Here is a 14,653-nt window from a genome sequence, read left to right as displayed (position 1 = left end):
CTCCCTGACGCTAAAGGCGGGGCGGAAAGATTTCGATATTCAGTCGTTCACCGGAGGGCGCGGGGGTAATGCGTGCCGGTACCGTCGTCAGACCAAACCGCTCAGAGAGCACGCCGTTCTGGTCAAAATAAATCCGGCTGTCCAGCGCCGCTGAGGTATCCGGCACACTGCCTTTGATGAGGATAATTTTGCTCATCAGCGTTTCAGGCACCTGACGTTTCATCCAGGCCACCTGTTCAGGATCATCCCCGTCAATAAAATACAGCGTCTGCATAAAGGGCACTGTTTTCAGGGGATTGAGTATCTGGCCCTTTCGGGCAAAAACCCGGCCTTCGTTGTCCCTGATGTCCTCGGCAAGCTGGATACTCGGATCGAACCAGCGCTGTTCGTACTTCTCCGCCCGCCGAATCCCTTCCACCGGTGGAGGGCGCTGGCTGTTCTCCGTCACCCGCTCTTTAAACTCGCTCATCAGCTGACCCATCTGCCCGGATTTCTCCAGCCCCTGAAGACGCCGGGTGATGAGCTCCAGCATGTCACGCTCCTGTATCGGCCATAAATCGCCCCAGGTACCAAAGTCAGCGGCAGAGACAACCGGGGATATCAGACAGCCGATGAGGATATAACGCCGCAACCCCCTCAATTCGGCTCCCCTTTCATCCGGCGGGCTATCTCTGTCTGGATTTTCAGGGTCACATCGGGCGCACCCTGCACCACGGCGGGAGAGACTAGGATCAGCACATGATGCTGTTGCTGATAGTCCGTCAGGCTTTGCTCGAGCGCGGTGTTAAACCGCTCAGACAACGCTTTGGACTGGGCTTCCGACAAGGCTTTCTGGCTGACGCTCTCCATAAAACTGTCCAGCGTCTTTTTCATATCAAAGGCCACCACCTGGGGAGAATGCTGTGCCAGCATCAATCGCGTGATGCCTGCACTGGCAGCCAGAACAGTAACAACAAGGCCCGTAATAATCAGACTCTGGCGAAGTGTGAAAGACCTTGATGGGGTCTGTTGTGAGGTATGCTTTTCCATCAGGCAGGACTCCTTACGTTATCGCGGGTTATGCGGGTTTCCAATTCTTGCATCTCTTCAGTAAAATTCCGGCAGGCCAGCTCATACACCGCGTCGTGAATATCAATACCCTGCTCTTTCCGGCCTTTGATGTACTCAAAATCGGCCCCGCTTGAGGAGTACATGGCACGACTCAGCGGATCGACAAACAGGCGGTGCCAGGAGGTGTGTGCCTCCACCTGGAGCATAAAGGAGGAGAACCACTGGTCTTTCGCAGCGCCAAAACTGTTAATCATGTCCCGCTGCATCGGAGTAAACTGATCCGGGTACAGCTGGTTATATTTGGCAAACTCCTTCGCAGACTGCTTGAGGATAATTTTGTAAGAGGAGTTCCCCCATGCGGCCCGTGCGGCACTGGATGCGGTAGGAGAATCAAAATCAACGATGTTCTGGGTGATGGTGATGTACGCTCCGAGATGTCGACGTGCGGTGCGGTATCCCTTCTCAATAAAGGTGCCGACCTTCTCATTTTTGAAGTCCAGCAGCCGCCAGCCCTCATCAATGACGTTCAGTTTTTTCAGGCTGCGGGGGGACTGGTACATCCGGTTTTCGATATAGATGATGAGGGAGAACATCACGGCAACCAGCAGGGAAGGACGCGACTCCAGCCCGCCCAGCTCCAGCACCACCATCCGGGCATCATCGTGCAGGGAAGGCTCATCAGAATTAAAGTACTGGCCGTAAATCCCGTCTGCCGTGTACTGGTCAAGCAGGATAATCATCTCATCCAGGCGGCTGCGGATAGTCGGTGACTCGGCGTATTCCTCGCTGCCTTTCGCAGTTTTAAGAAAATCGACCACGTCATCAATACGCGCCTTGTTACGCTTACTCAGCCAGGCCGACTGCACCGCCTGCAACAGCAGGCCTTCATGCACCTCATCCAGGTTGCCGTTCGGGCTGGCCATCACGGACATCTGGTCACGGATACGCTCGGCAGACAGGTCAAAATTAGCGTCATCGAGGATATTGGCGAACGGGTTGAATTTCAGCGAGTCCCCGTTCAGGTACACCCCGCCCATGTTCTCGCAGAGCGACTTATACCCGTCCCCCATGTCGAAGATCCAGGCAAATCCACCCGAATCCAGCACACTGCGGATCAGTGGCTGTATCGCCCCTGTTTTTCCTGCACCGGAAGTACCGCATACAGCCACATTGAAGTTGGTGTTATTCATGCCTTCATAAAACAGGTCAATAAAGGCCAGCTGGTTACGGTACGTGGGGGCCAGTAGGCCTGCCGGAGCCAGTGGGGTATCGGCCACAACCGGCAACAGATTGGCGACATTAAAGCTTTCAGCGCGCTTGACGACCCCGGCGGCCTGAAGCTCTTTGAACAGCCCCTCACCGGACTTAAACGGCAGCATGGCCAGATAGTTTCTCAGGTGGTGATAGCGGGCAGGGATCAGCTCAAAACCGCCCTTACGGTAGCTGTTTAAGATTTGCTGCTCCGTGGCAAGCGCAGCCTCGGCATTGTCAGCGGTATAGGCCGTGATATTGAAAAAATAGGAGACCAGGGAGGACTGATTTGTGGCTAACCGCTGGCGAATATCGCCCCACTCCTGCACCTCTTTTTCCACGGAGGGAAAATACTTCGCGTAGGAGGTCTTACTCTTTTTCTCCAGATCCAGATACTTCAGATTCGCTTCCGTCTGGGTTCTGACCTGATCCTCGACCATCAGCGTCAGGGTGATAACAAACGGGCAGGAGATGGAGAGTTCCGGGCTGAGCAGGTTGGCGTAGTTATCTGCGCTGCTCCAGAGAAACGCGATTTCCGGATCACGCGCGAGATGGTAGTTCGTTACCCGGGTGACCTTCTCCTTCCCCTGCCGGTTAAGCAGACCAATTTTCAGGTGATTCGCCGTCACCTGCATATCAAAGGTGTCTTCCACACACTGATAATTCAGATCCTGATACGGGTCCATTTTATACGGCTTGCGGTACATCTCTTCCGGGTCAGGATTGACCAGCTCGCGCACCAAATCGACCAGGTCCTGATCGTTCATAAGCCGCGTCGGGATATACGCCCCCTGAAGCGAGGCCCGGATAATTTTGATTTGGTTCTCTAATTCAATGATTTGCGCCTTTGAGCTTTTCTTTCTCGGCACACAACAGGAGATAAACACGCGATAATTACGCAGGGTCAGGGGCAAATCCATCCCCGGCGGCAGTGAAAACTGTGTCTCTGCCGCCCGCAGATAATAGGCCCGTGTGATGTCATTGAACTTCTGGGCCTGCTTACCGCTCCAGCTGAATTCCCGCAGCCCGTACTCAATATCGTCCCCGACCAGTTTGCTGGAGATCAGATTGACGGTCACTGGTACATTGCGGGGCAGTTTGGTTCTTATCAGATTTTCAAGTGAGGCGACCATGTCTTTGTTGGCGCCCGGCAGCGGCCGGGCTTCAAAGATGAACCCCACGGTTTTCGTATTAATAAACAGCCCGGTCGCAGAGTCATAGTCCTTATAAGGAAGCACCCCGCTGAACTGGGGGAAATTCATACTTCCCAGCATGTCGTTGGCTTTTGCGGATTCGTCGGGCAGTTTAAACGCAGACATCAGCGAATTCACCGCCTGAGTGACGGAATCCATAAGGTTATTACTCATGGGACGTCCTTAATAAGAGAGGAAAAATAAAACCCGTCGATTGAATTACATTGTTTTCAGGCACCTGATTTATTTATTTTTGTCCTGATACATTTTCCACTGCGCGGTATAGAGATTAAATGTCTGTGTCGGCACATTGATAATGACACCTGCACAATCCAGTTTATTGACAGCATCTGAGAAGATGCCCGTTGGAATATTGACCTCCATCAGCATGCAGTCATTTCCCCAGTGCCTGCCGATTTCCAGTTCATCTGGAGTGAAGGTATGTAAACGAAAAACGGCGAGACTGCCAATTCCGGTAATAGCGATAAGCGTACTGATAATAAATATATTACCCCTGTAAAAAAACAGGTTATATCTTTGCGGGATAACAAACATGGCCAGGGCAATGACAGTACCTGCACAAAATAAAATAAAAAACAGGCACAAAAGCCATCCCAAATCCTGACCATCCATATAAGCAGTAGTCATTCTCCACCTTTATTCGTTTGTTAAAATGTGCTCAACCCATTTCTTTGTAGCAGTACGTTAATTATCATCTTAACGCCTCCTTAAATACGCTACCGCCCATCCCTTTTCACGCACAGGGCACTCGTTTTAAACACAGTGATAGACAGGGTTGAGGGCGTGATTAATCACATCCGAGATTAATTAATACGGGGCTGACCCCAGGCCGATGGACTGACAACAAACAAGACCGTTGAGGGCTGGTGATAAACGTCTCCGGCATCGATATACGGTGCTATCCATAACGCGGCCGTCTTATCGCCTTTCCTTAGCGGACGGGGATAGTTTCCGGGCAGCGTCACGGGTGACGGGGATATCGTCGTGCTGACCGGCGTCGTATTGACGGAAGTCGTCCGGGCACTTAGCAGGCCTGGCGGCTGAACGGCGGGTGACTTTCCACCTGAAATCGTTGATTGAGGCGGCAACGGGAGTGATACCGCAGACACCGTTCTGAAGTTTCCTTCAGCCAGCACGGGCAACCCGGCCGCAACCAGCTTTACTGAGGCGCTTTCCTCCAGTGATTTGGCTTTCTCATTCGCCTGCTGCATCGTCATACACGTATCCGATGTCGTGGCATTACATTCGAATTCTGTCTCTGTGCCTGCGCACCCGGTTAAGAGCAAAGCGCCGCCCAGAGGAATTAACAGCATTAATTCCTTCATGGTGTGTCCTGTATGTTATGGGTTATGTCGGGGTGACCCGGAAAACGCTATCCGTTGTTATTGCTATCGCCTGCGCCTGGAGAGAAATTGCGCGGATCTAAATCACCGAGTTTCTTCAGCATCTCATCGGTATCAAATCCGTTCATTCCGCCGCCTGACTGCCGGGCATGCGAGTCTGTCCGGGAAGGCGTCTGATTCTGTGCCTGCTCCTGACCGTTCTGCTCGGCATCAAGCTCTTCAATCGTTTTAAGCTGGAAGCCATCCTGAAACACCACGGTGACTTCATTCCCTGCCCCAATCGGGATGATGGGGTGATACTGCTCGGCACGTTTGATGTAATACTCCCCGAGCGTCTGTGCTGCCTCGGATGCACCGCCACCAATCCCCATCTTCAGCACATCACCGGCACCGACCATCGCCGTGGCACCCAGACCCACAGATGGTTGGGAGGCACGCTCCACTCCCTGGCCAATACCGTTCACAAAACCAGCACCCCAGGCCCATCCGAGAATTTTTCCATTTCGCATCACCACCTCACCTTTGACGCCGTTTTTGCCCATAAAGGAGACATGGCCGTTAATGGGCTGGTCGATGATTTTATTGCCTTTGATACAGCTGATATTGCGGGTACGGGCTATCCCTCGTTCACTTGAGACATCCCCCCAGACCTCCAGCCCGACAAAACAACCTGTCAGGTCATAGGTCTTGTTATTGGGCATTTCCAGCTGGCCAATCAGACGAACCTGCATCGGGGACGTGGATTCATTGCCGGTGACAGACGCATTGGCATCAGCCCCTTCAATCAGCAGACTTTTGGCGAAACTGCCTGACGGGATATAGGGCAGTTCCCGGGTTTTGGTTCCCTTGTTATAGCTGAAGGTTTTACGCTGGATTTGGTTCGGAACCGGTATCGACTGGTAGTTCACCTGGGGTGGCGGCGTGGCGCCATTACCCGGATAAAATGCCGTGGGTGGAGGCACGCCTCGGCCTGAATACGGCGAGTAATCGGCAGGCTGCGGCTCCCCTTCCGGTCCCGGTGCAGGCGATGGCGGTGCGGGAGCAGGCTCTCCGCCAGTAACGGCAGGTTTCACGCCCAGCACCTTCAGCTGCTCCTGCATAGCCGCATTCTCATTGGTCAGTCTTTCGATATTTATCTGGTCAGCGTTACGCGCCTTGCTGAGTAAATCGACCTCGCCCTGCAGGGAGGAAAACCGCTTGTTCAAATCCGCCGCTGTCACCTGCATCTCCGTGGTGGCATGCTGCTCGACCTTGCTGTTGAACTGGCTGTCGACCACGCCCGTCATATCCGGCGCGGGTTCACCCTGGACAGACGTCTCCTCATCATCGGAACTCAAATCCAGGTCAGACAGGTACATACCGCCTGCCACCGCCGCCGTGCCGCCCACCAGGATAAGTGTCAGCCAGAGGTACTGTTTACGTTTAATCAGTGTGTTGAAATTCGCCATCAGCGAGCCCCTCCTGTCTCTGACGTGGTGACCCAGACCTGCATGCTGCCACCGCCAATCAAGGGGCCTGCCGGGTTACTGAGCATGATGGCGCGGGTTCCCGGTTGCCAGAAATCACTCTCGCGTATCATCTGTGATGAGGCGGACAGATTGTCCAACCGGTAACGCACTACTTTTAAATGGTGTCCTGTCCAGACCTTCTCCGCGCTGGCGCGCAGACCACCAGAGACGCGCAAGGTTTCAGAGGTAACCGGGACAGGCTGATACTCATCCGGGACACGGTTCTGCCGGACGGCCTTATTCAGGGAAACCAGGACGCTTTCATACGGGCTGGACTCCTCCCAGGCTTTCGCCGGACTCGGGGTGCCAGCCAGTTCACTGACCAGCTGAATGGTCCGGCCGCCCCCTTCGCGCGGCACCGCACGGATAGAAAAATTCAGTCCCCGCTCGGTTTCCACAATAAAGGTGAAGGGCTTTTTACTGACCGTAGCCAGAATGGCACCACCACTGTCCGTCTGCTCCTGATTGGTCAGCCCGCCGTCCAGACTGTTAATGGCCGTGATGCGGTCACCCGGCACGGTGAAGAGATTCGGATCGGTGTTGCTGATGGCGATATTGGCCTGCCCGCCGTTGACCAAAGGGACAATGGTCGGGGCCAGCGTACCCGTTGTTGCCGATATAGCTGGGGCAACAAAAAAGAGACAGCCTGAAATAAATAACGGCCTAATTATTTTCATTATTTATTTCTCCAAATCGTGCCAGCCAGCTAATTCCGTCAACGCGATTTAATTGCAGGACATAATGTTTAATTTCCGAGTAGGGTTTGGAATCCCCTATCCAGGTTTTCAGCTCACCGCGAATATCGACACGCCCCTCGGCCGGAAAGGCACGAACAGACGTCATATAAAAACTGGCGTTGACGTTATTGTCTTTTATGCGTTTGGCTTCCTCAGCCAGCTGAACCTTCAGGTTATTTTGGGACGCGGGTAATACATAACGGAGTAATTGTTCATGCTGCGCCTCCACCGTTTCAGGGGTGACATTCAGACGCAGTGCAATAAAACTCAGGCCCATTTGTTCAATATAAGAGGCATCGGATTGATTCTGCGATACAGCAAAGGGGGCGCTATACAGCATCGGCGTGACAGCCACTTTTTGTTCGGTCTGAAGACGATAGTTATTAATTGCCTGAATAATATTCGTCGTCAGACTGAGAGCCAGGACGGTTCCCAGACAGATATATCCCAGCGCAATAATTCGCGTTGTACTGAGTCTGGCGCCATGTTCCATAAGTCATTCCCCGTTGCTTTATTTAATCCACTGCCGGAAACAAGAGTCCGGAACATCGTGAAAGAAACCTTTAAGAAGGGAGGTGGGCAGATACCAGTAAATAAGATCTCGTATCCATGAGCTCCCTCGTCCCTTTTTAAGTTTCTTGATACCCCAGAAAACCAGTACCGCTGCAGCCATTCCAAATATGAACTTGCTGGACCAGAAACCCCAGGCAATACAAATAACAGCCGGGATAAGTTCATCGAGGTGTAAGCCAAACCAGCGGGACTGATTAGTCAGTGTTTCCGGGAAACGGTATTTTTTTAATTCGTCTCCCGTCATCACCTATTTCCTGTCAATATCCCGCCACGGACATACCGATGGTGATAAAGGTGGAAACAATCGCGAAACCGAAAAGGAATTTCACGTTCTTGGTCATCATATACATGATTGAACCCGCGACGACTTCCGCCAGAACAACCCATTTAACGACACTGGAGCCTTTACCAAAGGTGCCTTTAACGGTGGTGTCACCGGACTTCATTAAATCCGTTGCAGTTGTGGTGGCCATCGCAACATCAGGAAAGAATGACGCCAGGGCAGCAACCGGTAATACCGCTTTAGCCACTTTTAACGCTTTTGTTTTACTGAACACGCGAGAGATAAAAGACGGTTTAGCTTCTTCAGACACAGCAGTACCCGGAACACTTAAAACAGTATTCATGTTTATTTCCTTTAATAAAATATTGTTAGCGAGTTAATTATTATTTAAGCGCACGACTCTTGGGTTAAAACCTCCTTACTCGTACTGAGGGGTCATATAATAGTTAGGAAATTTCTTAAGATGATCCTGAAGACGCACCACAATTTCCTTTGATTTGTTTCTCCCGCTTCTATTTTTTGAACTGATCAACTTCTCATGAGTCTCTTTATCCAAATAAATAGAAACGGTAATTTTATTCCCCGGACGGGAACGCACTTTCTCCATACAATTCCCTTATAAAAAAACACCAAATAATCTTTGCATAAAAAAAAGGTGTAGAAAAGGGGCTAAACCGCCCCTACCAATTTAACACTTTTGCAACATGATATATTCGTAAGCACTTTCCACAAAGAAATATATCTTTCTTGTCTTGTAACAGTCCAATATAAATACTTCAAAAGAAGGATAATCTTTAGATATTTTAACTTTAGCTCGTTCTATTCTTTTTTTAACAATATTTTCACTGACCCCAAGAAAGCTGGATATATCTGACTGACCAAATCCAAGCACATAAAAAGATAAAGGAAGTAAATTAAGGTCACTCATTCCTAAAAGAACCTTGTCAATTAACTCAACATCATCTGAACTAAGATCTTGTTTCTTTCTGCTTTCCAGAGGGATATTGATGATGCGATTCAATTTCCAAAAGACACAGAACTCATCGGAGTCAGTTTTAATACACTCTATGCTAATCTGAAAATTATCATTTCCATAAGGAAATATTTTATTGATAATACATCCTTCACCCAACGCAATGCAATCAAGCTCCATCTGTAGAAGTATATAAACAATACCCTCATAAGAGCTGAGAAAAGTATTCTTATCGCTGGCTGTTTTAAAGTGCTCATTTAACTGTTGGAAAGTGATGTTTGAAAAAAGGAGGGTGTTGTGCTGACTTCTTACGCAGACGGCAACAGGTGAGTGACCATATAATGCATCTACATGACAAATCAGAGTCCTTAACGATTGACTCATGCAGATATCGCTACTACGATCCAATGCACACATAGGTGCCTCCTTGAAGGTGTCTATGGATAGTTGGTGTAGAGAGAGGTGAATTCTCTCTGCACCAATACTTCTCTATATTTTACGAACAAACAAATTATAACCCCCTATATTTATAATGTCATTATATAACCCCAGCCCTTTATTCTGAATATTACCGAAGAATAGAATAAAAAATCGCAGTCATCACCCCAAAAACTTTAGTCACACCGGACTACAAGCCCGAAGATTTTTCTTATTATCCGTCTTCATCTTCCAAATTAGGAAAAGTACTAACCATCACCTCTCTGACATCTTCCTTAATAGTTTTCACCAGATTTTGCCATTCCCATTTCGGTATATCATTGACATGTGGGCTTAAACATCCGATACCCATAACTTTGTTGACGGTGAACTGTGTTTTAACTACACGCTCAAACAACGCCATATTAAAAGCCATCTGATCAAAACCTGTATCCTTACTTTCATGCTGAGCCTCATAGACTCGCAATCCTAATTCAAGCAGCATCGATACAACATTTGAAAAACAAACATCCTTTTCATTTGCACCCTCCGCCCTTCTTTTTACGACGATGCCTTCTATTTTCTCAACCACATCATTACTGACATACGTTTGGATTCTTGCCATAAGGAATACCTTATTTTTTAGTTAACATTAAAAACTCTAATTAATAAATCCTATCACGCGAGTCCCACGCGAGTCGACTCTATACTCGCCTCTAGAGTTATTTTAAAAATAAACTAGACTCGCCTCGCGAGGCGAGTCTAGTTAACTTACTAATATTATTAGATTGACTCTAATCCAACTCGCCGACGACTCTAACCCGACTCGCTGGCGAGTTGGATTAGAGTCTGATCGAGGTTTACCAAAAATTGAAAACACATTATATTTCACATAACTTACTGTCAAATAATACAAATCTGCAAAATTTTAATTTTGCGTGGGGTGTGGTGATTTTGGTGGTGAGGAGTGCATATTAGTTGTACCTGGGTCTGGAGTGGATTAAAGTATTCCCGTTAATCATCCCAAGGGGAAAAAATGAGAATTTTCGTAGGAATATTTCTATATTCGGTATTTTCTAATATTACTTATGCTCAAGACTGTTTTGATTTAGCGGGCAGAGACTACCAAATCGATTCTGATTTACTGCGGGCTATATCCTGGAATGAATCTCGTTTCAAACAATCTGCCGTAGGTAAAAACACAGACAACAGCATTGATGTCGGTTTAATGCAGATCAACTCGCAGCATTTCTCTACGCTACAGAGCCTCGGTATTTCAAAGGAACACCTGACGCAGGATGCATGCATGAACATTTATACTGGCGCGTTTATATTATCTCAGGCATTTCACAAATGGGGAGTGAGCTGGCAATCAGTGGGAGCCTATAACGCAGGATTTCGTTTATCTGAAAAACAGGCAAACCGAAGATTTCTGTATGCAGAAAAAATAGAAGCCACATACAAGGCAATAAAAGAGGAGAAGAAAAAAAAGCAGAATCTCAGTAAGTAAAACATTTCTTCAATTTCAAATTTAAAGATGAACCAGACACAAAATGGAACCCGTTATATTTGAATAATAAACCGCATGACGTTATACCGATCTTTTTTGTTGGCAAATTGTAAAGTGTTTGTTTTCATGAAAAGCACATAAAGAGAAAATCAAAAGAAAATTCATCATAACCCTGTATGGAATCACATAGGAGATATCTTACTATACATAATATAAAGTTTAATATAATTGTCTCCGTTGAGATTAAATAACTCTGATACAGCACATCTATCAATCCCAAGGGTATCAGGATGCTTATTTTTTACAGACAACATAACCTACCATACTGACGTTCTGTAAAAACAAGAGAGAGTTATTTCTGTTTTTCATTGGAAGCAGATATTTATATCTCCGTCATATACCCGCACGCCCCTTCAAACAGCGATGAATTCACGTTTACCCGGTCATATTCAGATTCGAGTGATATTAACTTTCATTATGGTATCGAGATGTTTAAATCAGATGTTTTAAATCCCTTTTATACATTGCTGTTAATCCCTCTCAAAAGGAGATTATGCACAATAACTCAAACTATTCAGAGCAGGTGTAGTGAATCAATGGAGTCACGATGCGTTATAATATGCACGCTATAATCCGTCGCCAGATACCATTCATAGGCATTCCAGTCTTTTAATGTACCGGATATTTTTAACCGGGATAAAAGGTGAACTGATATCGTAAGCATGATGGTACTGAAACAAAAAGAATGGGACTCAGAAGACAGTATTCACGCCTTATCGAATTGATTGTTTATTTTAATACCCTGGTGATTATTTCATCATTTTATAAAGTGATGCAGCCTGCCAGAGAAGCTTAAAGCATAAGACACTGAAGGCGGAATAGAAGCCAGGTAGCTTGCTGGCTCTGCTTTTCACAGCCATTGCACTCCTTAAAAAAGACAACTCTCGACACAAAAACACCAGGCAAAAATAAAACAAAAAAATAATTAAAAAAATATGACTTAACCCATGAAGCGAGTTAATTAAAATGGTTTATTTTGTTAATGGAATGATCTGAGAGGCATAAAACACACAAATATCGCTGTTTTTTTCACGTTCTTAGTACTGGCAGTTATATCGCGAGCTGCGGGGTTGACCTTATCAGCCGCGATATACAGAACCGCTGCGGGGAGTCAGAAAGAAAAAAGGCCACCGAAGAAGTGACAACACCATATTGCCACTCTGGATATATTCAGTTTTGCTTCACGGCATTTTTCGTCTGTCACCAGTGAGGTTAAAAATCAAAACCAGCCGCCTCCGCTTGTTTGATAAATTGTTTACAGTGGGCAGCAGACAGCAAACAGATATGCTCTCCAGACGGCTTCGTTCCGGCGCTGATGATGTAGCTGTATGTTGATTTCATTTTTTCAGGGAATGCTCTGCGGAAATCTTTCAGCGCCATCAGGGAGCTAAACTCATACACTTCGTTGTTTTCGCCATCAGATCCCTTCTCCATCTCAGCCATTAAAATGGACAGGTTTTTAACCCATCTTTCGTTAGATTCTTTGGCGGCGTGTATTTACCCCTTGTGTGAGAACCCGGCGGTGCTACGACACGCCCTCCGCCGGGGAAGGAACACGAGATGGCACATCAGGAATCGCATGAGAATGAACACACCCGACACGGCGGAACGACGGGGCGTCCTCAGCGCGGGCAGCTCTACCGCCCGCAGTGAATGCGCTGGCCTGCGGCCAGCTGCGGGGGTTGACCTTGACGTAGACATCAGGCACTAGCGTAGCCCGAAACCCACTCGTGGGGTTCGGCGGAGACTGACGACGGTATTTTCGTCGTCTGGCGGAGTGTGGCTGACGACCCGGCCGGAACGGACGGGGAGCCGAAGGGGTCACCGGGTTCAGCCTTTTATCTTTTGACCGTAGAGAGAACAGAGCAAACCAGGCATTAACACAACATCGATGATGAATACCTGACAGACCATTCAGAGAAGACAAACAACTTTCCAGTGATGAATCATGACCACGCGGAGAGAGAAGACAGGTTGCGCGTCAGCGCGACCTGTTTTTTTCAGTGCCCCAGGCACGCGAGATGTTTTCGGCGCACTGGCAGACCAGCTTCAGTGTCAGCCCGGATATACAGAACCGCTACGGAGAACCTTAAAGAAAAAAGCCGCCCCCGAAGGGACGGCCTGTTTTATCAGGCTAACGCCCGTTTAAGCTCTAACGCCCGCAGAACGTGTCCCCAGTCGCTACAGGACATCGCAGGTACTCTTACTGACTGGCCTTTATGACGGCACCGGGCGATATGTCTGCCTAATGCGCGCATTTCCGGGTCAATATCAGCGGCGGCAATATCACCGCGCAGAATTCGAACCTGTTTTTTCTGCGGCTCACCTTGCGCGGATAACTGCTTTACATACAGCGCAGAGGGTGCAATGATTGATAACTCAATATTCATGGCGTGAACTCCATGTTGTTTATTGAAAGCCAGTTCAACTTTTCGACGGGCTAAACTGGCATGAGGGAGCAGACGAAAGTCTGCTTTTTTCATTTCTGGGACTCTGTTACCTCCTTAACGCGAGCCAGAATCTCAGCGTGGTCAAGGTTGCTGTAATCGCGCATCCGGTAATAACTGATCCCGATCCGCGCATAAATCTCGGTCACATTCCCGCACACCATTTCCGCCAGCATGAAGGTTTCACATTCACCGTTTTCACTGCTGCGCCAGTTCATCGGATACATCACGCCCAGCGCATCATGAAATGCGTGAACATCAATTTCCGTCGGTGCTCTCACGGCTGTTTTCTCGCGGCTCAGCCAATACGCTCGCTCTGCTTCGGCGGTGGCTTGCATATCTAGCGCGTTTAATGATTGGTTCAGGTTGCTGTACATCGTCTTTTCCTTCTGGTTAAGGAGTGACAACACCATGTTGCCACTCTGGATATATTCAGTTTTGCTTCACGGCATTTTTCGTCTGTCGCCAGTGAGGTTAAAAATCAAAACCAGCCGCCTCCGCTTGTTTGATAAATTGTTTACAGTGGGCAGCAGACAACAAACAGATATGCTCTCCAGACGGCTTCGTTCCGGCGCTGATGATGTAGCTGTATGTTGATTTCATTTTTTCAGGGAATGCTTTGCGGAAGTCTTTCAGTGCTTTCAGGGAGTTAAACTCATACACTTCGTGGTTTTCCACATCTGAGCCTTTCTCACTCTCTGCCATTAAGACAGTCAGGTCTTTAACCCATCTTTCGTTAGATTCTTGGGTGGCGGTTTTGACGTTGACGTTCTGTGTGTTCATTCTGCTTTTCCTCTTATCTGGTGGTTAATCCATCTCTCGTTGAGTTCCCTGGCGGCAGAGGGCAAAGGAGCAACGACGGAAGGGCGAGGACAAGGGGCGCAGACACAAAGTTTTTGCCGCCTTATGCAAAAAGTTTTTGGCGGCGTGTATTTACCCCTTGTGTGAGAACCCGGCGGTGCTACGACACGCCCTCCGCCCGGGAAGGAACACGAGATGGCACACCAGAGATGACATGAGAATGAACACACCCGACACGGCGGAACGACGGGGCGACCTCAGCGCGGGCAGCTCTACCGCCCGCAGTGAATGCGCTGGCCTGTGGCCAGCTGCGGGGGTTGACCTTGACGTAGACATCAGGCACTAGCGTAGCCCGAAACCCACTCGTGGGGTTCGGCGGAGACTGACGACAGTATTTTCGTCGTCTGGCGGAGTGTGGCTGACGACCCGGCCGGAACGGACGGGAAGCCGAAGGTGTCACCGGGTTCTGCCTTTTATCTTTTGACC

The 14,653-nt window shown here is 48.6% G+C and carries 20 protein-coding genes; 1 reads left to right on the top strand and 19 read right to left on the bottom strand.

Annotation, left to right across the window (positions count from 1 at the left end):
- Positions 1–10: 10 nt before the first annotated feature.
- From traW to traM, 13 genes are all read right to left on the bottom strand, one after another.
- On the bottom strand, positions 11–640 hold the full coding sequence (gene traW / locus M2387_RS23970; protein WP_259053126.1) for a type-F conjugative transfer system protein TraW: 630 nt from the start codon (positions 638–640) through the stop codon (positions 11–13).
- Positions 637–1,029, bottom strand: coding sequence for a type-F conjugative transfer system protein TrbI (gene trbI, locus M2387_RS23965; protein ID WP_259053125.1), 393 nt, complete (start codon positions 1,027–1,029; stop codon positions 637–639). The genes traW and trbI overlap by 4 nt, the downstream gene beginning before the upstream one ends.
- Complete coding sequence (traC, locus tag M2387_RS23960; RefSeq protein WP_259053124.1) at positions 1,029–3,668, bottom strand: type IV secretion system protein TraC; 2,640 nt, start codon at positions 3,666–3,668, stop codon at positions 1,029–1,031. The genes trbI and traC overlap by 1 nt, the downstream gene beginning before the upstream one ends.
- A 69-nt stretch (positions 3,669–3,737) precedes the next feature.
- Entirely contained in the window at positions 3,738–4,142 is a 405-nt protein-coding gene (locus M2387_RS23955; RefSeq protein ID WP_259053123.1) for a hypothetical protein, read from the bottom strand.
- 176 nt (positions 4,143–4,318) lie between these two features.
- Positions 4,319–4,840: a type IV conjugative transfer system lipoprotein TraV gene (traV, locus tag M2387_RS23950; RefSeq protein ID WP_259053122.1), complete on the bottom strand. Its 522-nt coding sequence runs from the start codon at positions 4,838–4,840 to the stop codon at positions 4,319–4,321.
- A gap of 47 nt (positions 4,841–4,887) precedes the next feature.
- Positions 4,888–6,306, bottom strand: a complete 1,419-nt coding sequence (traB, locus tag M2387_RS23945; protein ID WP_259053121.1) for an F-type conjugal transfer pilus assembly protein TraB — start codon at positions 6,304–6,306, stop codon at positions 4,888–4,890.
- Positions 6,306–7,043, bottom strand: coding sequence for a type-F conjugative transfer system secretin TraK (traK, locus tag M2387_RS23940; RefSeq protein WP_259053120.1), 738 nt, complete (start codon positions 7,041–7,043; stop codon positions 6,306–6,308). Before traK ends, traB begins: the two co-directional genes overlap by 1 nt.
- Positions 7,030–7,596, bottom strand: a complete 567-nt coding sequence (gene traE, locus M2387_RS23935) for a type IV conjugative transfer system protein TraE (protein ID WP_259053119.1) — start codon at positions 7,594–7,596, stop codon at positions 7,030–7,032. Before traE ends, traK begins: the two co-directional genes overlap by 14 nt.
- An 18-nt stretch (positions 7,597–7,614) precedes the next feature.
- Positions 7,615–7,920, bottom strand: a complete 306-nt coding sequence (traL, locus tag M2387_RS23930; RefSeq protein ID WP_259053118.1) for a type IV conjugative transfer system protein TraL — start codon at positions 7,918–7,920, stop codon at positions 7,615–7,617.
- Between the two features lie 13 nt (positions 7,921–7,933).
- Positions 7,934–8,302 carry a type IV conjugative transfer system pilin TraA gene (gene traA / locus M2387_RS23925; protein ID WP_259053117.1) on the bottom strand — a complete coding sequence of 123 codons (369 nt, stop codon included), beginning with the start codon at positions 8,300–8,302 and terminating at the stop codon, positions 7,934–7,936.
- A 75-nt stretch (positions 8,303–8,377) separates the two neighbouring features.
- Positions 8,378–8,566, bottom strand: coding sequence for a TraY domain-containing protein (locus M2387_RS23920; protein WP_259053116.1), 189 nt, complete (start codon positions 8,564–8,566; stop codon positions 8,378–8,380).
- Positions 8,567–8,647: 81 nt separating this feature from the next.
- Positions 8,648–9,349, bottom strand: coding sequence for a hypothetical protein (locus M2387_RS23915; protein WP_259053115.1), 702 nt, complete (start codon positions 9,347–9,349; stop codon positions 8,648–8,650).
- Between the two features lie 235 nt (positions 9,350–9,584).
- Positions 9,585–9,974 carry a conjugal transfer relaxosome DNA-binding protein TraM gene (gene traM, locus M2387_RS23910; protein ID WP_259053114.1) on the bottom strand — a complete coding sequence of 130 codons (390 nt, stop codon included), beginning with the start codon at positions 9,972–9,974 and terminating at the stop codon, positions 9,585–9,587.
- Positions 9,975–10,385: 411 nt separating this feature from the next.
- On the opposite strand from traM, the gene M2387_RS23905 reads away from it, so the two are divergent.
- On the top strand, positions 10,386–10,859 hold the full coding sequence (locus M2387_RS23905; RefSeq protein WP_259053113.1) for a transglycosylase SLT domain-containing protein: 474 nt from the start codon (positions 10,386–10,388) through the stop codon (positions 10,857–10,859).
- A gap of 1,272 nt (positions 10,860–12,131) precedes the next feature.
- Here M2387_RS23905 and M2387_RS23900 read toward each other — a convergent pair.
- The 6 genes from M2387_RS23900 to M2387_RS23875 all read right to left on the bottom strand — a co-directional run.
- Positions 12,132–12,362, bottom strand: a complete 231-nt coding sequence (locus M2387_RS23900; RefSeq protein ID WP_259053111.1) for a hypothetical protein — start codon at positions 12,360–12,362, stop codon at positions 12,132–12,134.
- An 82-nt stretch (positions 12,363–12,444) separates the two neighbouring features.
- On the bottom strand, positions 12,445–12,846 hold the full coding sequence (locus M2387_RS23895; RefSeq protein ID WP_259053109.1) for a hypothetical protein: 402 nt from the start codon (positions 12,844–12,846) through the stop codon (positions 12,445–12,447).
- A 202-nt stretch (positions 12,847–13,048) separates the two neighbouring features.
- Positions 13,049–13,402, bottom strand: coding sequence for a hypothetical protein (locus M2387_RS23890; RefSeq protein ID WP_409040360.1), 354 nt, complete (start codon positions 13,400–13,402; stop codon positions 13,049–13,051).
- A complete protein-coding gene (locus M2387_RS23885) occupies positions 13,399–13,743 on the bottom strand; it encodes a hypothetical protein (protein WP_259053107.1) in 345 nt (114 codons plus the stop codon). Before M2387_RS23885 ends, M2387_RS23890 begins: the two co-directional genes overlap by 4 nt.
- A gap of 97 nt (positions 13,744–13,840) precedes the next feature.
- Complete coding sequence (locus tag M2387_RS23880; RefSeq protein ID WP_259053105.1) at positions 13,841–14,149, bottom strand: hypothetical protein; 309 nt, start codon at positions 14,147–14,149, stop codon at positions 13,841–13,843.
- 178 nt (positions 14,150–14,327) lie between these two features.
- Positions 14,328–14,653: hypothetical protein (locus tag M2387_RS23875; RefSeq protein WP_259053103.1), on the bottom strand; the 326-nt coding region annotated here is incomplete at its 5' end.

The sequence above is a fragment of the Klebsiella sp. BIGb0407 genome (assembly GCF_024807845.1).
Classification (GTDB): domain Bacteria; phylum Pseudomonadota; class Gammaproteobacteria; order Enterobacterales; family Enterobacteriaceae; genus JGM124.
The sequence above is the reverse complement of the archived record's forward strand: the minus strand, read 5'-3'. Positions and strand labels throughout refer to the sequence as shown.